This window comes from Klebsiella sp. K-Nf6 (genome assembly GCF_002806655.1).
Classification (GTDB): domain Bacteria; phylum Pseudomonadota; class Gammaproteobacteria; order Enterobacterales; family Enterobacteriaceae; genus Klebsiella; species Klebsiella variicola.
Genome location: NZ_PIBN01000004.1, coordinates 192345 through 216199, shown reverse-complemented (window position 1 = coordinate 216199; position 23855 = coordinate 192345). Strand labels below are relative to the sequence as shown.

Here is a 23855-nt window from a genome sequence, read left to right as displayed (position 1 = left end):
CCGCTGTGCCGATTGGCGGCTATAATGCCGCCCGCTTTTGCATTCGCAAAGCAGATAATCTGCCTGCAGCTGGGTCGCCTGTTGCAGGCTTTATATATAGAGAGACATCAATGTTTACTATCAACGCAGAAGTACGTAAAGAGCAGGGTAAGGGTGCGAGCCGCCGCCTGCGCGCAGCTAACAAGTTCCCGGCAATCATCTACGGTGGCGAAGCTGCTCCGGTTGCTATCGAACTGGATCACGACAAACTGTGGAACATGCAGGATAAAGCTGAATTTTACGGCGAAGTTGTGACCCTCGTTATCGATGGCAAAGAAGAGAAAGTGAAAGTTCAGGCTGTTCAGCGTCACGCGTTCAAGCCGAAACTGACCCACATCGACTTCGTTCGCGCGTAATCGCCGATAGCAAGTTGTATGGCAAACGCCCCGGAGTCTTTGGCTCCGGGGCGTTTTGTTATCTGCACCGCCCACGGCCTTAGCCGGCGAGGAGCGTGTCAGCATTTAGTGCCAGATGCTGCAACAGCATTATCGTTTTAGCATCCATGATCTCGCCATCGCGAATAGCCTGCAGCGCCCGCGCCAGCGGCCACTCCAGCACTTCAATATCCTCACCTTCTGCCGCCAGCCCGCCGCCGTCGCCCCGACGATCATCAGCCTGATATTCCGCGATAAAAAAGTAGAGCTTCTCAGTAACAGAGCCTGGGCTCATAAAGACAGTGAAGACGGGTTCGATACGCGTCACGCGAAAGCCGGTCTCCTCTTCCGCTTCGGCAACGATCCGCGCTTCCGGCGAGGCGTTATCCAGCAGCCCGGCGGCAGCCTCAATCAGATACCCATCGTGGCCGTGGGTAAACACCGGAAAACGGAACTGACGGGTCAGGACCACCGTCCGCTTCTCACGGTTATAGAGTAAAATGACCGCGCCGTTGCCGCGGTCATAGGCTTCCCGGCTCTGCTCCTGCCAGCGGCCGTCCCGGCGCAGCAGTTCAAAAGTATATTTTTTCAGGATGTACCAGTTGTCAGAGAGCAGCGTCTCGCGAACGTGGCGGACGTGCGGTGCGTGAGTTTGCATGTTATTTCCCCTTTGAGGTGACAGACGGCACCATAACATGCATAATCGTGCACAAACAAGATCAGCCGTGAAGGAAAATCGATGCTCGCCAGTCAGAGAAAACAACAGATCCTCCAGATCCTCACTGAGGAAAAACAGGTCATGTCCGGGGAACTGAGTCAGCGATTTAACGTCTCCGAGGACTCCATTCGCCGCGATCTGCGCGAGCTGGCGGCGGACGGGAAACTACAGCGGGTCCATGGCGGCGCACTGCCGGTTTCTGCCGCCATTGCGCCTATTGAAACGCGCAAAAGCGTGCAGATCGCCTCCAAGCAGGCGGTAGCGCGCGCCGCTGCCGCGCTGATCCAACCAGGACAGGTGGTGATTGTCGATGGTGGCACCACCACCGCAGCGATGATCGGCTTTTTACCTGCGGAGCTGAGCTGTACGGTGGTCACCCACAGCCCCGGTATTGCCGTGGCGCTAGTCGACCACCCGCGAATCGAGGTGATCCTGCTCGGGGGCAAAGTGTTTAAACATTCAGTCGTCGCTGTGGGCGCCGAGACGCTGGCGGGTATGGCGCGGATCAATGCCGATCTGTTCTTTATGGGGGTGACCGGCATCCACCCGCGGGCAGGTTTCACTACCGGTGATTATGAAGAAGCGGGCATCAAACGCGCACTGGCGGCCAGAGCGGCGGAAACCGTGGTGATGGCGTCCCGGGAGAAGCTCAACGCCGCGTCAGCCTTTGCCATCGGCGAACTGAGCCTCGCCAGTATGCTTATCGTCGATGGTGAACCCGACGCCGCACTGCGCCAGCAGCTGGTGCAGTGCGGCGTGGAGATCATCCCCGTTCAGCGATAGCGCGTGGGACTTAATTACCGCCGGACGTCCGGCGCTGCAGCTGGTCGCGCAGATTCGGCGGGGTACCCTTAATGGTCAGGGTATCGGTGGCGGGATCCCAGAACACGCGCTCGCCTAACAGCATGGCGTCGAAGTTAATGGTCAATCCGCCGCCGCTGCCGGCAAACTTGGTCAGCTGGCGTAAGGTGCTGCGATCCGCCGGGAAGCTCTCTTCCAGCTCATAGCCCTGCTCGGCAGTGAACTCCTGGAAGCTCCTCTCACTGACGCCGGCGAGCTCTTTGGACAGCGACTCCAGCTCAATCTCTTCCCCGGCCTGCAGCTGTTCATTGCAGTAAGCGTAGACCTGCTGACGCACATTCTGTCGCTCGGATTTATCAAGCTGGGCATCGGCGGCAAAGTCGTCCACCGCCTGCAGCAGGCCGCGATTCTGCGCTTTGGCGTTAAGCCCTTCGCTGGCGCCGAGGAAATCCATAAAGAAGTCGGCCACTTTGCGCCCTACCCGCCCTTTCAGGAAGGTCAGATAGCGGGTCGATTCCGGGTTGGTTTCCCACTCGGTCAAATCGATGCGCGCGACGATATCAGCATGGTTAATATCCAGATAATGGGTCGAGCGGATATCCAGCTCTTCGTTGACGCGCATACTGCTCAGGTTATTGAGCACCGCCACCAGCAGATACTCGACCGCCAGGTAACGATACTGGCAGAACAGGACAATGCCCCCTTCTGCGAACGGGTATTTCGCCAGTTCATCGCGCAGACGACCGGTCGCCGCGCGGCTGAACGCCAGAAACTCTTCTTCCCCCTGACGCTGCAGACGCAGCGCCTGCGCCAGTTCACTCTCTTCATTGAACAGGCCATAGGCTTTGCTTTTGGCGCTATAGACCCGGTGCAGTTCAGCCATCATCTCGACGACCGTCGCGTTCGGCTCCAGCAGTGACTCGCGCAGCACCAGCTCCAGATTTTGTTCATCACGTTTGATTAACTGATGCAGGGCAATCTGGTCGATATCCAGACTCATGTTAAACTCTCCTTTTAGACCGGGCGGTATTCAACCACCGCCGGGTTGCCGACGCAACTGGCGCCACACATTTCGACGTTGTTACCGACGATCGGTGCGCTTTTGCGCCGCGGCGAAAAAATGCGGAAAAAAAGCTGCTGCTACGGTAATATGTTGCCCTTTCACGAACAAACAGATTTTGAGTTTATGCCGCAAATTTCCCGCTATAGCGATCAACAGGTCGAACAGTTGCTCAGTGAGCTGACGAACGTCCTGGAATCACACAAAGCCCCGGTTGACCTTTCACTGATGGTGTTAGGCAATATGGTGACCAACCTGATCAACAGTAGCGTCGCGCCGGCGCAGCGTCAGGCCATCGCCCGTTCTTTCGCGCAGGCTTTGCAGTCTTCCATTAACGACGATCCGGCGCATTAAGGATAACAGCAACAGTATATGGTGACTCTACGTCAGCCCTACCGAGAAAAAGTCTCCCAGATGGTTAGCTGGGGGCACTGGTTCGCCCTGTTCAACATGTTGTTGGCCATGGTGCTCGGCAGCCGCTATCTTTTTGTCGCCGACTGGCCGACGACGCTTGCCGGACGACTTTTTTCGTACGTCAGTCTCGTCGGACACTTCAGCTTCCTGGTGTTTACCAGCTATGTGCTGATCCTCTTCCCGTTGACCTTTATCGTGGTCTCGCAGCGCCTGATGCGCTTCCTGTCGGTGATCCTTGCCACCGCCGGGATGACGTTGCTGCTGATAGATAGCGAGGTTTTCACCCGCTTCCATCTTCACTTAAACCCGGTCGTCTGGGAGCTGGTCATTAACCCTGACCAGAATGAGATGGCGCGCGACTGGCAACTGATGTTTATCAGCGTCCCGGTCATCTTTTTGATTGAAATGCTCTTCGCCACCTGGAGCTGGCAGAAACTGCGCAGCCTGACGCGTCGCCGCCATTACGCCCGCCCGGTCGCCTGGTTCTTCTTTCTGTCGTTCGTCGGCAGCCACCTGGTCTATATCTGGGCGGATGCCAATTTCTATCGCCCGATCACAATGCAGCGGGCGAATCTGCCGCTCTCCTATCCGATGACCGCCCGCCGTTTCCTCGAGAAACATGGCCTGCTCGACGCCCAGGATTATCAGCGTCGCCTGGTGGAACAAGGGGCGCCGGAGGCGGTATCGGTCCAGTATCCGCTCAGCAACCTGCGTTACCGTGACCTCGGCGCGGGTTACAACGTGCTGCTGATCACCGTCGACAATCTGAACTACTCGCGGTTTGAAAAGACCATGCCGGCGCTGGCGGCGTTCGCCAAAGAGAACGTCAATTTTACCCAGCATATGAGCTCGGGTAATACCGCCGACAGCGGCCTGTTTGGCCTGTTCTACGGTATTTCACCAGGCTATATGGACGGTGTCCTCTCGGCGCGTATTCCCGCCGCGTTGATCACCGCCCTCAACCAGCAGGGCTACCAGCTGGGCCTGTTCTCCTCCGATGGGTTTAGCAGCCCGCTCTATCGTCAGGCGCTGCTCTCCGACTTCTCGCTACCGAGCGCGAAGACCCAGAGCGACGAGCAGACGGCCAATCAATGGATCGGCTGGCTGGACCGTTACGCGCAGGATGAGAATCGCTGGTTCTCGTGGATCTCGCTCAACGGTACGACCCTCGACGACACGCAGCAACAGGGCTTTGTCCGCCGTTACAGCAAGGCGGCAGGTGACGTCGACGCCCAGATTGATCGGGTGCTGACCGCGCTACGTGCAGCCGGCAAGCTCGACAACACGGTGGTGATTATCACCGCTGGCCACGGCAAGCCGCTTAACGTCAAACACGACCCGTTCGACTGGTCGCGCGAGCAGCTGCAGGTACCGCTGGTTATTCACTGGCCAGGCACGCCGGCCCAGGAAATTGCCACGCTGACCGATAACAAAGATGTGATGACCACGCTGATGCAGCGTCTGCTCCACGTTTCGACGCCAGCCAATGAGTACTCGCAGGGTGAAGATCTGTTCAGCGCCGTACGGCGTCGTAACTGGGTCACCGCGGCCAACGGCGATACGCTGGCCATTACCACCCCGACTATCACCGTGGTCCTCAACCATAACGGCACCTATACCACCTGGAGCCGCGACGGCGAGAAAATTAAAGATCAGAAACCGCAGCTCAGCCTGTTGCTGCAGGTCCTGACTGACGAAAAACGCTTTATCGCTAACTGATTGATTAATTATGAATCAATCGCGCGCGACCCGCTTGCATTCGCTCGGGGAACGGGTAATATTGTTCCCCACGCGTCGGCACGTAGCGCAGCCTGGTAGCGCACCGTCATGGGGTGTCGGGGGTCGGAGGTTCAAATCCTCTCGTGCCGACCAAAAATCCCAATTAAACCAGCCTCTTAAGGCTGGTTTTTACATTCCTGCTTTTCGAACGGGGAGTTTATGGGGTGAAACTGGGGTGAAACCCCGTCAAAACTTCTATGCGTACCCCCTATGTAACCACTCAGATACCTGAAAAAATCCACATATATTTTTTACTTAATTCTGCGGCTATGATGTTCCTTTAAACCCCTGTATCTCTGGGTTATCTTTTAAGAATTAAAGAGGGTTAAATGACTGCCGCAGTTGAAAAATTTTTAATAACAAATGAATGTGAGTTTGAAGCTTTCATCTCAAAAATGATGGGACGAAAGGATTTAGACTCTGATGAGTTCTGTTTCCCTGACGTAGAGTTCAAAGGCTGGCCCACGATCAGCATCAATGTGAAAGGGGACAAGAAGAGATACAGCTCTTCGTTGACAGCCTCAATGCTGTTCGGGATGGCTGAGCTAACCAATGAGATTCAAAAGGCATTTACAGTCATCCGGCACGACACACATAACAGGCAAAAGTTAACAAACTCAGACAAACATTTGCTTGATATTGTTTACCATATAAGTGAAGGTTCAAGCCAAGCAGATGGTCAATCAGATGCAATTGTGAATGGGGCAGTTTCGGTGATCAAAGAAGCAATCGGTAAAATGAATGGCAGACAGGCGCTTTGCGCATTGGTTGCTATTGTGATTGCCGCCGGCACAGTTGGCTGGAAAGTTGCGGATGAATATTGGGAAACCCAGCGCCAGTCATCTTCTGATCAGATCTCTTTAGTCAAAGAGGCAACCGGGGCAGTACTTGAATCGCAAAAGTCTACCTTAGAGCTCTTAAAAACAGGTCAGACGACTGTCAGCCGTGAAGTTTTGGCGCACGGTGAAGATGGTAGAAAAAAGTTTTTGAAAAATATTGCCCAAGACCCTAAGGTCAAAACAGTCAAGCTCGGTGATGAAGTAATCGATCGTGCACATCTTAATACATACACTCAGCGGCAGTCTGTTGAACGGATAAAAAATACACGTCAGGATGAGTTTTATATTCGAGGCATATCTCGCTCAGGGGCTACCAATCAAGACATCAGCATTTCAGTTATCAGGGCCTCTAACGGTGAAGGTTTCACTATCAAAACCACTGCCGATATAACTTCAACTGATGAGCTTTTGGTGTTTTCCAGCGCAGTAGCAACAGAGTCTACTCTCGAGATCTCTTATTTAGAAGTCACAGAGAATGGACACGTATCTGCAGGCCAGCTAATTAATATCATTCAGCCAACAGAAATTCAAAGCGATGCCGCTGAGCCGGAGTCTACGGATTCAGAGGCAGATTCTGTAGCTGATGGTGAACCGACAAAACCCAAAAAGTAAAGTATTTGGTCATATCCTTTGAGGCATATGGCCCTTTAATCACCTAACAGAGCTGTCGTCGAGCTCCCGTGACCGCGCATCATTGACTATATACGTGATCACACCGAATACAGTTGGTTGGCAATTGTCCTCTTGGCTCGGCAGGGGCTCTTTTCTCCCTGATGTCAGGTCCTCAAGATGAGTTTTTGCGCTGGGAGTGAGTGGGGTGAAACCGGGGAGAAACCCCATCAATAACAACTACTCCGGGGTTATTTTCCTCCCTAAGAAAAGCTCAATTTTCTGTCTTCTATACTTTCAGAATGACTACTGGAGGTAACCATGTGCGGACGCTTTGCTCAATCACAAACGCGTGAAGAATATCTGGCATACCTAGCGGATGAAGCCGAGCGCGACATCGCATACGACCCTGAGCCGATTGGGCGTTACAACGTGGCGCCGGGGACTAAAGTTTTGCTCCTGAGCGAACGAGACGAACAGCTGCACCTCGATCCGATCCACTGGGGTTACGCGCCAGGGTGGTGGGATAAACCACCGCTGATTAATGCCCGGGTGGAGACCGCAGCCACCAGCAGGATGTTTAAACCGCTTTGGCAACAAGGTAGAGCGGTCTGCTTTGCAGACGGCTGGTTTGAATGGAAAAAGGAAGGTGACAAGAAACAGCCCTATTTCATCCATCGTAAGGATGGTCAACCGATTTTTATGGCTGCTATCGGCAGCGTACCTTTCGAACGCGGGGATGAAGCAGAGGGATTTTTGATTGTAACCGCAGCGGCTGATAAGGGTCTTGTTGATATTCACGACCGACGGCCGCTGGTCCTGACGCCGGAAGCAGCGCGAGAATGGATGCGACAGGATCCTGGCGGGAAAGAGGCAGAGGACATAATTGCAGATGGCGCTCTGTCAGCAGACCATTTCACTTGGCATCCAGTATCGCGGGCGGTAGGCAACGTGAAAAATCAAGGTCCTGATCTAATATCTCCATTGCATGAAAACTAAAACTGGGAAGAGTATGAAGCGCCAAGATATCATTAAATGGATTCATTCTGAGTCACCTAATGTTGAATCACAGATTCAACGTTGGCTTGCAGAAATTTTACAGAAAGGAGATAAGTCTGATGAATTCATGCGCGGTTTAGAGATTATCGATAATGAAATAGTTGTTCTACTCAGGCCATACACTAATAGATACCCAGGAAATTGCTTAACCATTTGCACAGTAACTCTTCCTCCAGAACTCCAAAGGAAAGGATGGTTTAAAAGCTTTCTAAATCTTTGTTGTAAAGTAAACCCATGGAACGATGTTGTAATTGAAGACGTTGGCAATGTGCATCTTTTCGATTTTTGTGCACGTAATAACTTTTCAATTCTACACCCTTGTTATAAAACAACATTTATTGTTAATCAGGCTATTGTTAGGGAAATGAATATTCCGCCTCTGGAAGATTACTCTTACTATCTGACCTTAAGTAAATCAGAAAACCGCGTCGTGTAGCGCGGAGAGAGCATATCACGCTTCATCTGCCAGGCAGTCTGGATACCCTGCCCTGCAAAATACAGAGTTCCTCTTCCGTCTTTCGCATTGAGATGGTCGAGTACTTCCATGAGCTTTTCACTGTTCTTCCGTGGTGCGTTGTCATCAAACAGGTTGAGCTGCGCTACGCCATGACTGTAGAAATCCCCAAGCATCACCCCTGCTTTTTGGTAGCGATGTCCGTCTCGCCAGATTACATCGAGGCATTTCGTCGCCGCGGTGATTATGTCCCGACTGTCCTGGGTTGGAGTTAGCAGCTTTACTGATGCGCTGTTTCCGTAGTATGGCTCGTTAAGCGCAAAGGGACTGGTTTTAACGAACGCTGAGATGAACCGACAATACTGATGCTCGCCACGGAGTTTCTCCGCTGCACGTGATGCGTAGCTGCATATCGCCTGCCTCATCTCATGGTATTCCGTGATACGGCCGCCGAACGAACGGCTGCACACGATTTCCTGCTTTACCGGCGCGAACTCCTCCAGCCCGAGGCATGGCTCGCCGCGCAACTCCCTCACGGTTCGCTCCAGAACCACATTAAAATGCTTCCGGATAAAACGGATATCGGTATCCGCCAGTTGCAGTACCGTTTTAATCCCCATGGCCTCCAGTTTTTTACTGATGCGGCGTCCGACGCCCCAGACTTCATCCACCGGAAGCAAAGCCATCAACTTCCTCTGCCTTTCCAGATTAGACAGGTCCACCACTCCTCCGGTCTGTCGCTGCCACTGTTTCGCCGCGTGATTGGCCAGCTTTGCCAGGGTTTTAGTCTGGGCTATGCCGACGCCGACCGTGAGGTGCGTCCTGCGCAGAACCGTCTCGCGAATTTCCCTGCCAAAATCGGTAAGATCGCGACAGTTACGAACACCAGTCAGATCGCAAAATGCCTCATCAATACTGTAAATTTCGCAGCGTGGAGAGAGTTCCTCCAGCGTTGTCATCACTCGGTTTGACATATCGGCATAAAGCTCATAGTTGCTGCTAAACGCGATAATACCGTGCCGGCGAAACATGTCCTTTTGCTTGAAATAAGGCTCGCCCATTTTGACGAAGGGCTTCGCCTCTTGCGAGCGGGCGATCACACAGCCGTCGTTGTTTGACAGAACGACCACCGGACGCCCCTTCAGGTCAGGACGGAAAACAGTTTCGCAGGATGCGTAAAATGAGTTCACATCGCAAAGTGCAAACATCTCAGCCAGCTGATTTGATGATGTACGTAACCACCCCGAACACGTCGAGAGTGTCCTCACTACCGACGACTATCGGCGAATATGCAGGGTTCATTGGGTTAAGCTGAACCCGCGGATGCAGCTGCAGCTTCTTAACGGTGAATTCCCCATCCACTGCAGCGATAACGATATCGCCATGAACTGCTGTCCTTGAGCTATCCACAACAAGAAGATCACCTTCTCCTATGCCGGCATCCTTCATGCTGTCGCCGGCGGCTTTGACAAAATACGTCGCACTGGGGTGGTTAACGAGCAACTCGTTCAGATCGATGCGTTGCTCAACGTAATCCTGTGCAGGGCTTGGAAAACCACATTGCACAAGGTCACTGTACAACGGGATCAGCATGATCTCACGTAACTCAACGGGCGTGTAAAACTGCATAATTGACTCGCTCAGATTAATACTGTTTTTATATACAGTAGTTTTAACAGGACGACAGATCAATATAGGTTCTGGCTATCAATTTTTGTCATTGCCGTAACACATTGATGTAACGAGTAAGGTTAGTCTGAAAGTGTTTTCAGGCCTTAGCTGTTTGATGGTTTTGCGAACAATGCGAGGTTAAAATTTTTCAGCTATGGCAATGCCTTCATAGCAAATTGCTCACCTGCGATCTCTTGCATACGGTTCGCAGGTGAGCAAACTTAACCGGCTGGAAAATATTTATAAATCGTCTTCACCCCCTCCTATTACATCGGCTACCGACCCAATGTTTTAACTGCTCAGACCAGAAATATCTGGAAGCTTTAGGCATCTTCTTGGAAGATAGATGAGCGCAAAGACGCACACAGCAATGATGTTATGTAGTATTTTCCCCTTGAGTGTGCCTGCTCAAGGGGATTTTTTATCGCCGTATTGTACTGGCAAATATTTGTAAATCGTCTTCACTCCCACGCCTGTCACATCGGCCACACGCTACTGGACGGGCGCTTAGTCCGGTATGTTTCTCGCGCTACTACTGCTTACGTTAACGTCTGGTAATGATCTAGCGGCGCGACGTAAAGCGGCGTTGAAAGCAATTATAGTGACCGGCCGGCGATGGTACTTCACACGGTTAGAATGACTCTGAAATAAATAAACATCTTCTGGATAGCGTTCTCTTCTACGAGCAATCATCGCCTCCACTGGAGGGGTTGATTTAACACGTAGCTCCTTCAGGTGACCCTGTTTTCGTATCAGTATCAAGTCACCATCAATATCATCATATCGAATACTCAGCAGCCTTCCAGCGCTTAAACCCGTGTGAAAAATTAACGCCCACAAGTCAGCCCATGTATCTGAGATGGAAACAAGATTGCTGTTAATAGTTAAAAATTGCTCAAAACTTATTGTTTTCTTACCGTTCACGAACAAACCAAACTGTTTTCAAAACTGAAATAACTTATTATCTCAAATGTTACATATCACGGGAAGGGCAGGAATCCTTGATCACGGACGGCAGCAGGAAAGTATTTGTAGATCGTCTTCACTCCCACCCCTATCACATCTGCGATCTGGTGCCGGGTTGCGCCGTTCTCCAGCATTCTGCGACATCTCTCCACCACTTCTTCAGTCATTATCCGGCGGCGGCCGCCGACTCTCCCCTGCTCCCTCGCTGCGGCTAAACCGGCTCGGGTACGCTCCACTATCAGCTCGCGTTCCATCTCTGCCAGGGCGCTCTAAGCTTTATCATTGCTAATCAGGATATTTATCACAATCCATCATCTCAGTGCTTGGGGGTCATTGACGAAGATTCATAACTGCTCCAGGCTGGTACAGCCAATGGGGCAATGCCAGTGGGTGACATATGGAAATTTTTGCCGCACCAAAATTAAAAATCGAGAGAGCGAAACGCCACATCCGTGACCTCAATAATGAGATCGTCTCTTTTACACGGAAAAATCCATTCAAAGTGGTTGTTGAGGGAAATGCGTTTCAGTACGACTTCGTTATCCGAGTTAAAGAAGAAATCCCCGAAAACATATCCTGCTACATCGGAGACGTCATCCATAACCTGCGGGCTGCCCTTGATTTGCTGGCGTGCGACCTTGTCAGGAGAGCGGGAGGCAATACCAATGGCGTCTATTTCCCGTTCGCCTCCGGGCCCGGTGAACTTGAGGCAGCTATTGTTAAGAGAAAGATAGGAAGGGCTGGGCAGGATATCGTTTCCATTATACGGGCGATGAAACCTTACACTGGTGGGAATAAATCTCTCAGAGCCATCCATGACCTTGATATAGCTGATAAGCATCTTGCTCTTATTCCTGTCGCAACCTATGCCGGGTTGAATAACGTCAGATTTACTGGCGTCCAAGGACTCGAGTCTCAGCTGTGCGAAAAAGTTCGAATCAGCCCTATTAAAGACGGCCAGCTGCTTATAAGAGCTCCCGCCGCAGCGAATTACAAGCTCGGCCAGCAATTCAACGCGATAATTGATATAACGTTCGCTGATGGGCAGCCTCTTAGCGGAGAGCCCATTCTCAAAGCGCTGGAAGAGCTCATTGATTTGACTAATGGCATTATCAGTACTTTTGTTGTTCATTGTTCTGGGCGCCAATAAATTACAGATATGATTAAATGCGATTAACAATCAGCAGAAAATACCGCCAGCTCATCACTGGCGGGTATATTATTCATGCGATTGTGCAAGTGCTATTTGCTCTTCCAGGGTAAGCGTATTTCCGTTTCCATCATCAGTCTGAATTGCCATTTCCTGCGCGTCAGATAACGCCTGTGCTACTACTGCTCTGTTGCTAAACAGGTTGTTTAATTCTTCGTCCATATCATACCTCATGGATTAATTTTTAACGTGTTTGTATTAGGGTCGCGGTAGATACCACCTGTCGCACCTGATGCTGTGGGGAGATTGGGCAGAGAGAGCGTGACTGCGCCAGTTTCTGCACGGGTCAGGGCTTTTTTCCCGAGCACCGCAGCCGAAGTCGCATCTGAACGGTACTCGTATACGGTTCCTTTACCGTGAAGCCTGTACTCAAATCCGTTCGGGTCCGTGTAGATGTAAGTATTGTCATAAGACCGCTGGTCTGAGTAGGAGAATGCCACGTTGAATGCGTCATACGTAAATTCAACGTGGTTGTTGGCCCACATCCCCAGAGACAGAATGTAGTCGAACCCCTTCAGGTCGGCAGTAATCCGGTTGTGCTGTCCCCCATTAAGTCTCAGCCCGGATTGTCGCGCTGCGCCTGTTGAGAAATAATCACCATGAATCGCGGTAATATTAATCCGGCAGTGCTGGATATAGGCGTTGTTTGCTGCGGTAGCATAAAACAGGGCGCCCTGGGTTACGCTGAAACCGGAGCCATCAACGTTACAGCCAATGACCGGGTTTTCTGCTGAATTCCCAATAAATGCCGCTACATATTGCGCGTTATATGTAGTTACGTCCCCGCTACATGCCTCGCAACCATACCCTGTAATAACGCCACCACCCTCAACGATATCCGTTGCGGAAACTTTGTAGCTAATATTCTTACATCTCCATAAATGGAGTCCGGCATGGTATGCCTTATTGGTTACCAGTGTTATGGTGCCATGGATATTGTTGCTCTCAGCCTCAATGCCTGCGTATGCTGAATCGTTAGCGATAACCTCCATGATAAAATCGGAACACGCATCCAGTTTAAAAGTACTCCCCAGCGCTAAATCTGAACTTACTGACGTTGGTTGCGGGTAAATCTGCCCGGATTTTTTGGCGGTACAGAATACTTTCATATTCTTTGTACCGTTATTGGCAAAGAAAGGGAAAACGGCTCTTTCCAGGGTTACCGCCTTACCAACATAAAGCCCATCAACCCCAGACGCCCATAGGCCTAATGTATTTGCCAGAGGGGATGTGAAAATTTCCCTTGAGTCAATTTTTGTTGCGCTCTGGTACGCATACAACGGTTTATTAGTTGGGTCATCCGATGTGATAAGAAGTTTGCCTTTCAGTGAAATTTCATCACCGGTAAGTTTCAGTGTAGTAAACCCTGAATAGCTTGCAGCTGAGGGGGTGGCTCGGGAAAGAGTAGCCCCATCACCATCTAATGTGATGTTATCAGCGGTTATTACCCATCCATCCAGTGCCTGCGAGTTATTTGGAAAACTATTATAATGTTTCGCGTTTGGCGTTAACTTAATATAATCGCCATCATTCAAATGGGATAACATTGCAGCAAAAGGTATCGTATCTGGTATTGATGGCCCACGTCCGCGACAACCGTACCATTCAGGCCTGACTATTCTGCTGGCATAATACTCTTCCCTGACGAATACCAGCCCAGCAATACCGGAAGCTACAACCTTACCCCCATCAGCAATGAAGTCTGCCGCGTGCTGAACGATGAAGTTCCCCCCACCCACGATATAGCCATAGGCAAATTCAGTTACCTGAATACGCTGGCCTGCCACCGCGGGAGAAATCGTGGATAAATGGGCAATGGTAGGGACGCTTCCTATGTAAAGAAGCCCTTCGCCTGAACCCAGGTTTGAGCGAAGAGCCGCGTCACCGATGTTCGACCATTTCCCTGTGGGGTTTGCAGCCGACCATACACCGCCATCGTTCTCAGGAGAATCCCCGGCAATGACGTGCTCAAGCTCGCCAAGGTATTTGTACCAGGAGCCATTGTAGTAGACGATTTGCTGGCGATTATCCACAGCCAGACCAACAGCCCAGTTGCCAAGCTCCTGCCAGCCGATAGCTGCAACTGCCTGCTCGCCGCGACCAGTGATGTAGTCGATAAAGCGGCTGAAGATCATCTCCATGCCGTGCCAGGTTTTGCGAAGCACACCTAACCGGTCCTCTAACTCCTCTTTTGTCCTGTCGTTAACGAATTTATCCACGTTTTCAGCGTTATCGTACAGGTCCTTTACGGCGGCGGAACCTAAAGGATTTTTCGTTTTATATGTGCTCATAGTCGCCCTATAACAAAAAACCCGCCGAAGCGGGTTGTTGAGAGTTATTTCTGTTTTATGCAATGTCGCCGGGATAACTGGCGTTGTCGTAGTCATAGAAGGACGCGCGGTACTCTTTGGCGGTAACCTGACACGTCCCGTCTGATTGTGGGGCAATCTCCTCAACAATGGCGTCATAGACATGACGCGTTGAGCCGCAGAACACCAGACGGACTGGCTCAATGGCTGGTGAAGTCTGGTCAATCTTCAATGGGTCATCAAAATCACTCAGATGGGGAACGGACAACTGATAATCCCCTACCCTCGTGGCTACCATCAGACCGGATGCAGAGCCATCCTGGTAGCGGAGCAGCGCGCGGGGATTTTCGAAAGACCAGTCCAGCGGCTCCGTAACGGTGAACGTTGTCACGCCACCCGCCGTTGTCATCGCCTCCACCAGACAGGAAATCGTGTTGTTCCCCGGAATATCATCCGTGAGCACAATGCGATCGCCCGTGTTGTAGCACAGCGCGTCCAGCTCGGTAGTGGTCTGGAACGTCACCCGCTGCTGCAGGTATTTCATCAGGCGACGCATGCCGATCTGGTAGGCGTGATCCTGATTCAGTACCCCATCGAGTTTGTAATTCTCGATTTTAACCGGCGTGGGATTGTCGGGTGTCCGGCATTTAACGGTCTCCTCTGCCCAGGTGACGCCGTTGATGTACGTCACGTCTACGCCATCAAAATCATCGTCGGACGGCACGGTAAATCCGCTCTGCAGCTCCTCCACCATCTCATGCGGCGTTATGATCCCCGTCCAGGGCTTAATCCCCTCGCGGTTGACCGTTGCAAGGCCATCGCTTAACAGGAAGCGGGATTTTCCGGCACTGGCTATCATCTGCAGCATTTCCAGCGCCGAGATACTGTCGCCGGTGGCGAAATCGAAATTTTCGCCCTGTGGCGTCCAGTACGCGGATTCCAGCGCAGTAATGGTATCGACGTCCATCTCCAGCCCCAGCGAGTTCCCGACATGCAGCAGCGCCCCCGAAATGGTTCTGGCCGTTCCTGAGTCATAGGCCCGCGTGGCCACAACGTTTACGCGGCGGTCCGACTGAGCCGCCAGCTTCCCGCCCGTCTCAACGGTCACCGCCATCAGCGACACATCGGGATAGGATGAAGGACGTGTCAGCAGTCGCCCACGCAGTGCCTGCCAGTACATCGAATCCCTGGCGTTGTTTGAGCCCTGCTCATTGCGCCGACGACAGCGAACTTCCACCAGCCCCGGAGAACTGAGGGTGATCCGCTCAGTGAAACCTAACCCGTTGATGTTTTTCAGCGCGTACTCGCCCTGGTGACTCACCCACCCCGATCCAGAACCGTAGACGCGATACTGTATCTCCCACTCAACGTGGCGAATCCGTTTTTTGCCCTTACTGTCAAAGCCGCAAATACCGTTCGGGAAAGAGAAATTCACCTCGAACATATCGACGGTCTCATTTTCAGGGCAAACCAGGAACGGCCCCAGCCAGCTCAGCGTGTCGTTAAGACCAGTGGCCTCATAGTCGATCATCGTCCTGGCGGTGAATCCCGGCCACGACTCATCAACGGACCCATTAACCAGGCGCGCCACTGTTGCCGTTGTGCCGTCGGCAGAGACGATCTGGTACTCATTCCCGCGGTGAGCAAGTGAAAGCCGTTGCACACCTTCAGGCATGCCCGAGAATGCGGTTCCCGTAGTGCTGTTATACGCAAGCGTCACGTTTGCCGTTACCGCCGGGCTACCGCCGGTTGATGCCGTGCCGGAGGTGTAAACCGGGGCATCACCGAAAACGGCTGCAGGCAGCGAGGAAGATGTGATTGCCCCACCCACGTAAGGACTGGCCGCCTCGGTTATCAGTACGGTACCGCCGTTGTCCCGCGCGACCAGGCCGGAGCCAGTGAGCCCCTCAGTGATAGCCGCCAGCAGTCCCGACATCGAGATGTAGTTCGCTACCAGCGACACCGTATAGGTGGTGCCCTGCCATGTGATCATGAACGTACTGGAACTGGTCGAAAAATCGTAGGTGACGGGAGCCGCACTGGCCTGAATTTTTGCCGTACTGCCACCCTCGCCAGGCACCGCATCCTGACCCGGGGTATAGGACGCAATGACGAGGTCATAATTGACACTGTTGAAACTCAGCGTCACCGGCATACCCGCTACGGGAGCAAGTTCGGTAAGCAACGAGCTGGCAAAGACACTGTAACCAGAAGAGGTGGAGATCAGATAATTTGTCGGCGCCTTAATTTCTACTATGGTCCCCGTTACCCAGCTGTCCGGGAGAGAATTATCATCCTCGTCGTCATCGTCGCCATCATCTGTATCAAGACCTGTAAACGTTACGGATGCACCAGAAACCGTCATGCTGTCAGCGATAATATCGTCGGAATCAGGTGAGGTCTGGGCCATATCCAGCCCTGTTCCGCTTGATGTTCCACCGACCTCTGTCGAGTTGAACCAGTTCTCGCTGCGCTCATCGCCGGAAACATCCGCGCCGGGCGGAAAATAGGTGATGCTGAATCCCGGCAGCGTTGAAGCTGGCGTACTGCCAACCCGGATATCACCATTGGTATAAATCAGTTCACCGACACCGAGACACAGCAGCATCTGGACGCGCATTTTCGTAGGATCAGCAGCGTCGAACCGGGTCACAGGCTGGACCACATAATCAGGGTAGATACGCACCCGGCCAAACACCTCGCGAATCGGATCACCCAGCTTTGCGGTATTTGCCTTCGCCGGGTTCAGGTCGAGACTGCGCCCTGTGGATGATGTATAGCCCCCCGTATCGATACTGCTCATCATAAACAGCGAATAAGCTGCTGCAGCAACGGAGATACCGACACCTATCCACGCGATGGTGGCGGCCTCCAGCCCGAAGGGCACCGGATAAAGCCGGACATCACTTTCAGGGTGGATCACGCAAGTAGCCCACTCGCCTGGCGGAATGGACAGACCGTCAACCTCAATGGTTAGCGGCGGTGCATCTCGATCCTCGTAACCTTCAACATTCACCGCCAGCCAGTTACGAAGGCTGGTTACGCCATGCTCATGCGTTTCGAGAGGTTCACCGGGAAGCCGGGACGGGTAAAAACGAATGGTCATTGCCAGAACTCCACTTTGACAAATCGACGCTTAAACCGCGCTAACGGCAGAAACGTTACGTTAGAACCTGGATTGCATTCCGCCACATGCAACAGGCCATCAATACTGACGACAATCCCCACATGGGTGACGGCTGAGCCGGAATAGCAGGCCACACCAGCCCCTTCGCAGGGGTCGCAGCGCTCCAGGGTAAGCATCATTTGACGCGCCTCCCGGTCGAGGCCGCCGTCGTCTTTCGTGACCCCGGCAAAATCAGGCCAGAGAGGCAAGCCAAAATCCCGGCGTATCTCGTTCACAATGCCGAAGCAGTCGAGCTGCGGATATACGCGACCGCCCTTCAGCCAGGTGACTGAACGGTATTTATCAGGGATGAACATAGTTAATCTCCAGTCAGAATCACTGGTTAAAAATCAGGATGTTTAAATGGTCAGAGCCTGGTTATGTTGGGTACTCTGTCGCTATGTGCGGACATAGCGAGCAAAGAGGGCTGATTAAAAGGACTGAAAATGAAATACAAACATCTATCCGTCTACCTGTATCAGGGCGACACAGTAGAAATTTCCTTCAGGTTTAAAACAAATATCTATTTGATGAATAGCCGCGAATTTATGGCACATAGTGATGTTCGGATGTGACGATCCTGCCGATGCAAGGCAAATGGTAAAAGTCATTTCGAAGCGTAAGTGATATTTTCTGCCGGAATTTCTTCGAAAAATGCCCCATCGTTATTCCGGTAGAATTTCCTGCTTGCTATGGCTGCTCGTTCAGCCCAGTTCAGAGCGGAAATGATTTTTTCTATTGTGCCATCTTCGAAAAACTCACGACAACTTACTGTCGTTCCGGCGCTGTTTTCATCGGGAACTGCCCAGACAACCTTGCCATCTAATTCGATAAGGATCCGCATGCGGGAATGAGGTTGTGCTGTCTCGCTATTGCGCCTAATTATCTTGATTTGTGGATCGCAGTCTCCGTTAATGCCATCCTGAAGGCTGCGTGAAAGATTTAAAATTGGGTTTCCTGTTCTGTATTTTTTCATTTCGACTCCTTAGCTGATGTAACGCAGTCCAGGGAAGACTGGGAGCGTGTAGCGGTAACGCGGCCAGGCCATATCAAGGACATTCATATAGCCCGCAGTGATCTGAACCTCTGTTGCCGTCCAGTAACCCGACTTGATTTTCAGCGTATACGGTACCGCCGCAGGCGCGGCTAAATCCGTGGAGATAAAACTGCGGTATGTCAGCGATGCAGACAACCTGTTAGCCAGGGCATTGCGGATCGTCGTGGACACAACACCATCTACATTGCACAGGGCGAATTTCAAATCTTGCGTACCGTCCGCGTTGCGCGCCGGCAACGCAATGTCAATCGCGCAGGCGGTAAACGTTACGGTATCGCCGCTCTCTGTCGTCGCCGTAATATCCTCATACCCCTGGCACAGGTAGTGAACATCTGAGCCAACGGTGATCTGCAGCGTTTCAATGATCACCTCCGGCCCGCTGCTGGCATAGAGCCTGTTAAGTCTTGTCATGATTTTTACCCAATAAAAAAGGCCACCCGAAGGTGGCCTTAAAAATTGGTGTCGAATGTGGGTGTACCCTCACCGGCAGGATCGCTATTCCTCACTTTATTTCACGCTCCGGCTACGGAGCGGCATGAAGGACTTTCCCACAAATCGACACAGGTTATTATGAAGGTGAAACGGTTTTAATCAAGCCTTTGGCCACTCCCTGTTAACTGCAAGATCAAGAATATCGCTGTTCACAATGAAGTCAGGGAACTCGGCCCAGCCAGGCGGAAGGATCGGACGCTCCCATAATTCCAGCGTTGCAATATATCGCCAGTATTTACCACCCTCTGGTGTCGGTCCCTCGTATATATCGACAAACCTACAGACATAATCTTGCGCACCTAAAGGGGTAAGGAGCGGCATGTTGAACCAGTCAGCCCCATCGGTAATGATGTCTCTGTACCAGGCTTCGAAAAGCTGTGCCTGACCATCAGTAAAGATCCATGAAACTGGCGTTTGAGTAGGAACCGAAGTATAAGCTCGCCTTTGTCGCCGCCTGCCGGTAACCATCGCGGTACTTTTTAGCGGAGAAGTCGCTTTAAGACCAAAGTTCTCCTTCAATGGGCAAGGGAGATAATCCTTCGGGTAATTGAGATTAGTTGAAATTGCCATCAGCTAATTTTCCTCCCCGAGGTAGTTTTCCCCATCAGAGCCTTATGTAAATCACCCTGACCGGTAGCAATAGACTGAACAGCTTTTTGATACCCCATCTGAGCACCATCGGATGCAGCTTTCTTCATCATGGCAATTTGAGCATCAGAGGGATCGCCGTTGACATAGAAACTCATACTCGGCGCATAGGTTGTCCCCCCTGTTGACTGGTTTGCTACTCGATCCAGCGTGGCATCAAGTTTGGCGCTGGTTTTAGCAGTCGTAACGCGCTCACCTTTCTGCAGGAGCCAGGTTCCTGTTTCGGGTACAGAGTCGATACCGTCGTGAGCCTGGCCGTGCAATGCCGACCCGATCGCCGTCATGAATACGCCAGCTGCTGCAGCTGCTGCAATTGCTTGAGCCGGAGCCACCGCCGGGCCAACGTAAGGAACACCTATCCATTGCGTGAAGGCATTAAGTGCCGCCATTGCTACCTGAGCAGCGGCATATTGCAGCATTGCCGCACCTACAGACTGTATAAAGGTCGCTGCAAAATCTTGAGCGTTCAACTTTCCAGTTTCTGCCCAAGCTATAATCATGTCGGTCATGCTGCTGAATGTTTGCGCCCCAACCTGCTGCATTGTGGAGTACAAATCCATCGCAGCAGTAGCCTGTGTAGCAAAACCAGAAATTAACCCAGCACTGTAATCATTCTGTAATTCATCCTGTTGCTTATAATAATCATTTTGAATTTCTAGTCTCTTATTCAGTGCATCCTGCAAAGCTTCAGTTTCAGCGTCATAAAGACTTTTAGAAATATCACCGGATTGGTATTGCTTTAATAAATCCTCGCGACTCCCCTCATACTCCTGCTGAATACTGTTGCGCTCTTGCATCCGGCTACGCTCTCGATCGCCAGAATAACGCCCAATAAATTCACTATCATATCCCTGCTTAATTAATTTATTCTGTCTTTCAAGGCCTGATACGTACTCAGCTACTTTCGCGTTTTCCTGATTAAGGCGTAACTCTTCCTTCTTGGAGTCTAGGAACTTAGCCGCATCTCGAAGTTGGTTTTTTTGCGCTTCTGATAATTTCTTTAGGTTACCACTTGTTATATCAAAATTTACTTTTTCAAGCTCTGTAACTTCTGCAGTTTTTTTGCCAGTAGTTTCAATGAGAGCAGCTTGTTTTTGTAAATCAAGAAGGCGGCTTTTAAAAGCATTTTCAGTTGGGTTGCTTTTTGTAGTTACCTTCTGATTTGATTCCCCTTTCCCCAGTTTGTAATCGTCACCTTTTGGTGGTTGTATTCCCATATCAGAGAGAAGCGAAGTTAACCCATTAGCTCCTTTCTCTACTTCCTCTGGGGTTAAACTTGATTTGATGGCTCGAAGGAACTGAAGGCGTTTATTTAAAAAATCTAACTCATCTTTTTGTTCTTTACTTTGATTCCCTCTTTTATTGAGGAACTCGATGCGCTGCTCAATATCTTTTTCGTCAGCTGAATCATAGTTCCCTGATACCGCACCGACCCTAGAGCGGGTGTAAGAAGCAATAGCTCCAAGCCCACCAGCAATACGACCTACAACACCGGCTAAACTGATCGCCTCACCTACCAGGTCGGACAGGCCCTGTAGGATAGCAGGGTCAGTGAAAACATCATGGATACTATCAAGCCCGTCCTGTAGAGGTGATAAATCTACTTTTGCCAGGCCAGACGCAATTTCCATTTTTAAGCCACGGGCGCTTGTCTCTATATCCTGAAAAAATTGATTAACTTTAACTAAGTTATCAATATCTTCCTGCGGCGGAGCTACGCCAAAATCCTTTGATAACTGAAGAAACTGTTTTAGCTTTTCGTTGTTGTTGTCAAACAACGGCAGCATTTTTGACAGGTCATTCCCTAAGCTTTCAAGGATGTTGGTTTTCCCAGCCTGAGTGGGTATTTTCTGTAATGCCGAACTAATAGCCAGCAACTGTTTATCAGGGGATTGCTGGGCCAGCTTCTGAGCTGAAAGCCCGAGCGTGTCCAAAGCCTGCGCAGCCTCACCTGATTTGTTCAGGACCGCATCGCCGACTTTATCATTAATGTCTTTGAAAATATCGGCTATGTTATCGCCGGTTAAACCTGCCTGTTCAGCTGCGTATTGCCAGGATAGCAAGTCCTGGGTGGACATTTTTAATGACTTAGCCCAGCGATCTGCCTCGGTCACTTGCTGCGCTGTATTTTTTACAATTGCCAGCCCAGCAGCGCCAATCCCGACGGCGGCAGTTGCCGCAGCTGCTCCAATAGCAATAATTGAGGTGCTTATTTCCTTGGCGTCTTTTTTAACCTGGTCACGCCATTTTTGGGATGCCCTTTCAGCTTTATCCATTCCTTGAACAAATCCGCCGACCTTTGCTATTAGATCAATTGTTAAAGTACCAAGGGACTTGCCAGCCATTTATTTTTCTCCAGGCAATAAAAAAACCCCGCAGGAGCGAGGTTTATTTTAATTTACTAAATCTAACTTTTTCCGCACCCTCCCACCTGGAAGGAGGCCGTATAGTCAATAGCATTATTTTTATTCACCAAATAAAGGTATGACTTATTACCTACATAACCGCCATAACTATTTTTAGCGTTAAGAGTAAAAGGAACTAACCATCCGTAATAAGTTGTAAATCCTGACTTGCACCAACCTTTGAAAGGTTCATTGAAATCATATCGTGCAGAATAAGGGTCCTTAAGGCGAGCCGACATACTACCTTTAATTATTTCCTGATAATTATCAGGTAACTTCCCATAATCGGCACGGCTTAGCTCCGCCTTATCTGGCGCACTAACGCAGCCACCTAATAGCATTACAGTAAAAACAACCGCTGCTTTCTTTATCATAATCCCCTCGGTATCAATATAATTATTCCAGAGAGAATATAACCAAATAAATGATATCAATGCCAACTTTTCATAGCTTCTTCCAGAGGTAATGGCGCTTCGTTGATGTGCGGTGCAAAGTCACTTACCTTGAACGGCGGCGTGTTCTTTGCCTTATTGATGTTAGCTAGGACAGATGCCACCAGCGAAGCCCCCCACTCGGTACGCATCATGATATTGAGCGGTCCGTACTTCTCACGGTACTTGAGCCAAACCAGAAATTCCCTGCGACTCATCCGCTCCTGAGCCTCTGCGATGGTGCGGCCACCGATGCCGTTCATCACCAGTTCGCACCAGAATTCATCCTCGCCGGTTAGCTCGTAGTCTTTCCCAGTTCGTTTACATCATGAATTGCAGCCAGAAGGGCCATAACGATCGGGCCGTCCAGCGCCCCACGCTCCGGGGTAGCGGTCCCAAGAATGTCAGCCGCGGTAAACACCGCAGCACCATCTTGATCGCAAATATGCGCCGCAATGCGCTCAGCAATCGGGTCCGATTTCCCGTTGTACGCCAGCAGTTCAGCTTTAGTGGTGTGGTATCCCATCGGGCGCACATAGACGGTTGCGATATGCTCTTTCCCGTCACGGCCTTTCCACTTAATTTCTTTCTCTACGGGACGCCCGGTAAAAGCACCGGTTTCTTTCAAAGTATCAAGCGTGAGTTGCATGTTGTCTCCTTTTAATGAAAGCCCACGCGGGTGGGCTATTCCAAACTTATGCGATACCAGGCAAATAGAGCTGTACTTCATCAGCGGCCCGCTCCCGTGCCGCGTGAAGTAGCCGCTTGCGACCGCCAACCCCCCATTTCGCCATCTGACTTGCACACTGACTGATAGCCTTCGTTTCTGTGTTGATGATATGATCGATTTTGTTCAGGCGGGACATAGCGCCGATCCCCATGCGTACAACGGTTCGAAATACCTCATACACCTTTATTTCAAACTCGGGCTTAATCCATGCTGCATAGCGAATGGCAAGCAGTTCGACGCCCCACGCTCCTGATTCAGAGCCACCTTTTATCACCTTAAGCTGTTGATTTTGTTCCGAAGCACTTTTTAGTGCTTTGGATTGAAGCGCCTTAATGAAGCGTTTTATTTGGGCGCTTCTGAGGAATACGCTTGGGCGCTGGGACTCTGTAGCTTCCCCATTTGCCACGGCAGCTGCATGGAGATCATTGAGGCTGTAGCGACCTTCGTCGTCAACACGAACGGAGACGCCGTTTACTGATACGGTTGGATATTGCATGGTGAGTACCTTTCAAAAAAGAGACCTCTGCTCACCAGAACGGCCATACCCGAGCGCACCATGCTGCGATGGCGTTCTCAGAGGTCGCTTTTGTGAATGGTCTCGGGGTTGGTATGCGCGGTGAGTGC

At 51.1% G+C, this 23855-nt stretch carries 25 protein-coding genes, 1 tRNA gene and 1 pseudogene; 9 read left to right on the top strand and 18 right to left on the bottom strand.

What is annotated here, in order from left to right; genetic code table 11:
• The first annotated feature begins 110 nt into the window (after positions 1-110).
• The gene (gene rplY / locus CWM61_RS09450) at positions 111-395 is read left to right on the top strand and encodes a 50S ribosomal protein L25 (RefSeq protein ID WP_008804000.1); all 285 of its coding nucleotides are present in this window, start codon (positions 111-113) and stop codon (positions 393-395) included.
• A gap of 79 nt (positions 396-474) precedes the next feature.
• Here rplY and CWM61_RS09445 read toward each other — a convergent pair whose 3' ends face one another.
• Positions 475-1071, bottom strand: a complete 597-nt coding sequence (locus tag CWM61_RS09445; RefSeq protein WP_074388022.1) for an NUDIX domain-containing protein — start codon at positions 1069-1071, stop codon at positions 475-477.
• Between the two features lie 81 nt (positions 1072-1152).
• Here CWM61_RS09445 and CWM61_RS09440 point away from each other — a divergent pair, with 81 nt between their 5' ends.
• Positions 1153-1914 carry a DeoR/GlpR family DNA-binding transcription regulator gene (locus CWM61_RS09440; RefSeq protein WP_074388021.1) on the top strand — a complete coding sequence of 254 codons (762 nt, stop codon included), beginning with the start codon at positions 1153-1155 and terminating at the stop codon, positions 1912-1914.
• Positions 1915-1924: 10 nt separating this feature from the next.
• Here CWM61_RS09440 and yejK read toward each other — a convergent pair whose 3' ends face one another.
• Positions 1925-2932, bottom strand: coding sequence for a nucleoid-associated protein YejK (gene yejK / locus CWM61_RS09435; RefSeq protein ID WP_074388020.1), 1008 nt, complete (start codon positions 2930-2932; stop codon positions 1925-1927).
• Between the two features lie 186 nt (positions 2933-3118).
• On the opposite strand from yejK, the gene CWM61_RS09425 reads away from it, so the two are divergent.
• The 6 genes from CWM61_RS09425 (at position 3119) to CWM61_RS09395 (ending at position 8128) form a co-directional block, all read left to right on the top strand.
• The gene (locus CWM61_RS09425; protein WP_004195346.1) at positions 3119-3346 is read left to right on the top strand and encodes a YejL family protein; all 228 of its coding nucleotides are present in this window, start codon (positions 3119-3121) and stop codon (positions 3344-3346) included.
• Positions 3347-3364: 18 nt separating this feature from the next.
• On the top strand, positions 3365-5125 hold the full coding sequence (gene yejM / locus CWM61_RS09420) for an LPS biosynthesis-modulating metalloenzyme YejM (RefSeq protein ID WP_100631137.1): 1761 nt from the start codon (positions 3365-3367) through the stop codon (positions 5123-5125).
• Positions 5126-5201: 76 nt separating this feature from the next.
• Positions 5202-5278 (top strand) — tRNA-Pro (locus CWM61_RS09415).
• Between the two features lie 236 nt (positions 5279-5514).
• Positions 5515-6636: a hypothetical protein gene (locus tag CWM61_RS09410; protein ID WP_226938777.1), complete on the top strand. Its 1122-nt coding sequence runs from the start codon at positions 5515-5517 to the stop codon at positions 6634-6636.
• Between the two features lie 318 nt (positions 6637-6954).
• Positions 6955-7632, top strand: a complete 678-nt coding sequence (locus CWM61_RS09400) for an SOS response-associated peptidase (RefSeq protein WP_100631135.1) — start codon at positions 6955-6957, stop codon at positions 7630-7632.
• A 13-nt stretch (positions 7633-7645) separates the two neighbouring features.
• A complete protein-coding gene (locus CWM61_RS09395) occupies positions 7646-8128 on the top strand; it encodes a hypothetical protein (RefSeq protein ID WP_226938776.1) in 483 nt (160 codons plus the stop codon).
• Here the strand turns inward: CWM61_RS09395 and CWM61_RS09390 are convergent.
• The 4 genes and pseudogenes from CWM61_RS09390 to CWM61_RS09370 all read right to left on the bottom strand — a co-directional run.
• Entirely contained in the window at positions 8089-9354 is a 1266-nt protein-coding gene (locus tag CWM61_RS09390; RefSeq protein ID WP_100631134.1) for a Y-family DNA polymerase, read from the bottom strand. The genes CWM61_RS09395 and CWM61_RS09390 overlap by 40 nt on opposite strands.
• 1 nt (position 9355) lies before the next feature.
• On the bottom strand, positions 9356-9775 hold the full coding sequence (locus CWM61_RS09385) for a translesion error-prone DNA polymerase V autoproteolytic subunit (RefSeq protein WP_002901812.1): 420 nt from the start codon (positions 9773-9775) through the stop codon (positions 9356-9358).
• A gap of 549 nt (positions 9776-10324) precedes the next feature.
• Positions 10325-10747 carry a hypothetical protein gene (locus CWM61_RS29840; RefSeq protein ID WP_001333465.1) on the bottom strand — a complete coding sequence of 141 codons (423 nt, stop codon included), beginning with the start codon at positions 10745-10747 and terminating at the stop codon, positions 10325-10327.
• Between the two features lie 50 nt (positions 10748-10797).
• Positions 10798-11052: pseudogene (locus CWM61_RS09370) on the bottom strand (helix-turn-helix domain-containing protein); the annotation flags it as partial.
• A gap of 128 nt (positions 11053-11180) precedes the next feature.
• Here CWM61_RS09370 and CWM61_RS09365 point away from each other — a divergent pair.
• Positions 11181-11933, top strand: a complete 753-nt coding sequence (locus tag CWM61_RS09365; RefSeq protein WP_100631132.1) for a hypothetical protein — start codon at positions 11181-11183, stop codon at positions 11931-11933.
• Between the two features lie 69 nt (positions 11934-12002).
• Here the strand turns inward: CWM61_RS09365 and CWM61_RS29135 are convergent, their stop codons facing one another.
• The 12 genes from CWM61_RS29135 to CWM61_RS09305 form a co-directional block, all read right to left on the bottom strand.
• Positions 12003-12155, bottom strand: a complete 153-nt coding sequence (locus CWM61_RS29135) for a hypothetical protein (protein WP_165785261.1) — start codon at positions 12153-12155, stop codon at positions 12003-12005.
• Positions 12156-12163: 8 nt separating this feature from the next.
• Positions 12164-14284: a phage tail protein gene (locus CWM61_RS29835; protein WP_227521378.1), complete on the bottom strand. Its 2121-nt coding sequence runs from the start codon at positions 14282-14284 to the stop codon at positions 12164-12166.
• 55 nt (positions 14285-14339) lie between these two features.
• Complete coding sequence (locus tag CWM61_RS09350) at positions 14340-17408, bottom strand: host specificity factor TipJ family phage tail protein (RefSeq protein WP_100631131.1); 3069 nt, start codon at positions 17406-17408, stop codon at positions 14340-14342.
• A complete protein-coding gene (locus CWM61_RS09345) occupies positions 17405-17785 on the bottom strand; it encodes a nitrite transporter (RefSeq protein WP_100631130.1) in 381 nt (126 codons plus the stop codon). The genes CWM61_RS09350 and CWM61_RS09345 overlap by 4 nt, the downstream gene beginning before the upstream one ends.
• A 290-nt stretch (positions 17786-18075) precedes the next feature.
• Positions 18076-18444 (bottom strand): hypothetical protein, encoded by a 369-nt coding sequence (locus tag CWM61_RS09340; protein ID WP_100631129.1) that lies wholly within the window; start codon positions 18442-18444, stop codon positions 18076-18078.
• A gap of 9 nt (positions 18445-18453) precedes the next feature.
• Positions 18454-18936 carry a DUF1833 family protein gene (locus CWM61_RS09335; RefSeq protein WP_023317177.1) on the bottom strand — a complete coding sequence of 161 codons (483 nt, stop codon included), beginning with the start codon at positions 18934-18936 and terminating at the stop codon, positions 18454-18456.
• A 180-nt stretch (positions 18937-19116) separates the two neighbouring features.
• On the bottom strand, positions 19117-19587 hold the full coding sequence (locus CWM61_RS09330; protein ID WP_100631128.1) for a hypothetical protein: 471 nt from the start codon (positions 19585-19587) through the stop codon (positions 19117-19119).
• Entirely contained in the window at positions 19587-22010 is a 2424-nt protein-coding gene (locus CWM61_RS09325; RefSeq protein WP_100631127.1) for a phage tail tape measure protein, read from the bottom strand. Before CWM61_RS09325 ends, CWM61_RS09330 begins: the two co-directional genes overlap by 1 nt.
• Positions 22011-22072: 62 nt before the next feature.
• A complete protein-coding gene (locus CWM61_RS09320) occupies positions 22073-22444 on the bottom strand; it encodes a hypothetical protein (RefSeq protein ID WP_224359868.1) in 372 nt (123 codons plus the stop codon).
• 56 nt (positions 22445-22500) lie between these two features.
• A complete protein-coding gene (locus CWM61_RS09315; RefSeq protein WP_100631126.1) occupies positions 22501-22764 on the bottom strand; it encodes a phage tail protein in 264 nt (87 codons plus the stop codon).
• Positions 22765-22796: 32 nt separating this feature from the next.
• Positions 22797-23150: a phage tail assembly chaperone family protein, TAC gene (locus CWM61_RS09310; RefSeq protein WP_100631125.1), complete on the bottom strand. Its 354-nt coding sequence runs from the start codon at positions 23148-23150 to the stop codon at positions 22797-22799.
• 46 nt (positions 23151-23196) lie between these two features.
• The gene (locus CWM61_RS09305; RefSeq protein WP_100631124.1) at positions 23197-23727 is read right to left on the bottom strand and encodes a KilA-N domain-containing protein; all 531 of its coding nucleotides are present in this window, start codon (positions 23725-23727) and stop codon (positions 23197-23199) included.
• Positions 23728-23855 lie beyond the last annotated feature (128 nt).

What these genes read in the sequence shown, in the direction of transcription:
- rplY (WP_008804000.1), top strand. Translation starts at nt 111, where the DNA reads ATGTTTACTATCAACGCAGAAGTACGTAAAGAGCAGGGTAAGGGTGCG.
- CWM61_RS09445 (WP_074388022.1), bottom strand. Translation starts at nt 1,071, where the DNA reads ATGCAAACTCACGCACCGCACGTCCGCCACGTTCGCGAGACGCTGCTC.
- CWM61_RS09440 (WP_074388021.1), top strand. Translation starts at nt 1,153, where the DNA reads ATGCTCGCCAGTCAGAGAAAACAACAGATCCTCCAGATCCTCACTGAG.
- yejK (WP_074388020.1), bottom strand. Translation starts at nt 2,932, where the DNA reads ATGAGTCTGGATATCGACCAGATTGCCCTGCATCAGTTAATCAAACGT.
- CWM61_RS09425 (WP_004195346.1), top strand. Translation starts at nt 3,119, where the DNA reads ATGCCGCAAATTTCCCGCTATAGCGATCAACAGGTCGAACAGTTGCTC.
- yejM (WP_100631137.1), top strand. Translation starts at nt 3,365, where the DNA reads ATGGTGACTCTACGTCAGCCCTACCGAGAAAAAGTCTCCCAGATGGTT.
- CWM61_RS09410 (WP_226938777.1), top strand. Translation starts at nt 5,515, where the DNA reads ATGACTGCCGCAGTTGAAAAATTTTTAATAACAAATGAATGTGAGTTT.
- CWM61_RS09400 (WP_100631135.1), top strand. Translation starts at nt 6,955, where the DNA reads ATGTGCGGACGCTTTGCTCAATCACAAACGCGTGAAGAATATCTGGCA.
- CWM61_RS09395 (WP_226938776.1), top strand. Translation starts at nt 7,646, where the DNA reads ATGAAGCGCCAAGATATCATTAAATGGATTCATTCTGAGTCACCTAAT.
- CWM61_RS09390 (WP_100631134.1), bottom strand. Translation starts at nt 9,354, where the DNA reads ATGTTTGCACTTTGCGATGTGAACTCATTTTACGCATCCTGCGAAACT.
- CWM61_RS09385 (WP_002901812.1), bottom strand. Translation starts at nt 9,775, where the DNA reads ATGCAGTTTTACACGCCCGTTGAGTTACGTGAGATCATGCTGATCCCG.
- CWM61_RS09365 (WP_100631132.1), top strand. Translation starts at nt 11,181, where the DNA reads ATGGAAATTTTTGCCGCACCAAAATTAAAAATCGAGAGAGCGAAACGC.
- CWM61_RS29135 (WP_165785261.1), bottom strand. Translation starts at nt 12,155, where the DNA reads ATGGACGAAGAATTAAACAACCTGTTTAGCAACAGAGCAGTAGTAGCA.
- CWM61_RS29835 (WP_227521378.1), bottom strand. Translation starts at nt 14,284, where the DNA reads ATGAGCACATATAAAACGAAAAATCCTTTAGGTTCCGCCGCCGTAAAG.
- CWM61_RS09350 (WP_100631131.1), bottom strand. Translation starts at nt 17,408, where the DNA reads ATGACCATTCGTTTTTACCCGTCCCGGCTTCCCGGTGAACCTCTCGAA.
- CWM61_RS09345 (WP_100631130.1), bottom strand. Translation starts at nt 17,785, where the DNA reads ATGTTCATCCCTGATAAATACCGTTCAGTCACCTGGCTGAAGGGCGGT.
- CWM61_RS09340 (WP_100631129.1), bottom strand. Translation starts at nt 18,444, where the DNA reads ATGAAAAAATACAGAACAGGAAACCCAATTTTAAATCTTTCACGCAGC.
- CWM61_RS09335 (WP_023317177.1), bottom strand. Translation starts at nt 18,936, where the DNA reads ATGACAAGACTTAACAGGCTCTATGCCAGCAGCGGGCCGGAGGTGATC.
- CWM61_RS09330 (WP_100631128.1), bottom strand. Translation starts at nt 19,587, where the DNA reads ATGGCAATTTCAACTAATCTCAATTACCCGAAGGATTATCTCCCTTGC.
- CWM61_RS09325 (WP_100631127.1), bottom strand. Translation starts at nt 22,010, where the DNA reads ATGGCTGGCAAGTCCCTTGGTACTTTAACAATTGATCTAATAGCAAAG.
- CWM61_RS09320 (WP_224359868.1), bottom strand. Translation starts at nt 22,444, where the DNA reads ATGATAAAGAAAGCAGCGGTTGTTTTTACTGTAATGCTATTAGGTGGC.
- CWM61_RS09315 (WP_100631126.1), bottom strand. Translation starts at nt 22,764, where the DNA reads ATGAACGGCATCGGTGGCCGCACCATCGCAGAGGCTCAGGAGCGGATG.
- CWM61_RS09310 (WP_100631125.1), bottom strand. Translation starts at nt 23,150, where the DNA reads ATGCAACTCACGCTTGATACTTTGAAAGAAACCGGTGCTTTTACCGGG.
- CWM61_RS09305 (WP_100631124.1), bottom strand. Translation starts at nt 23,727, where the DNA reads ATGCAATATCCAACCGTATCAGTAAACGGCGTCTCCGTTCGTGTTGAC.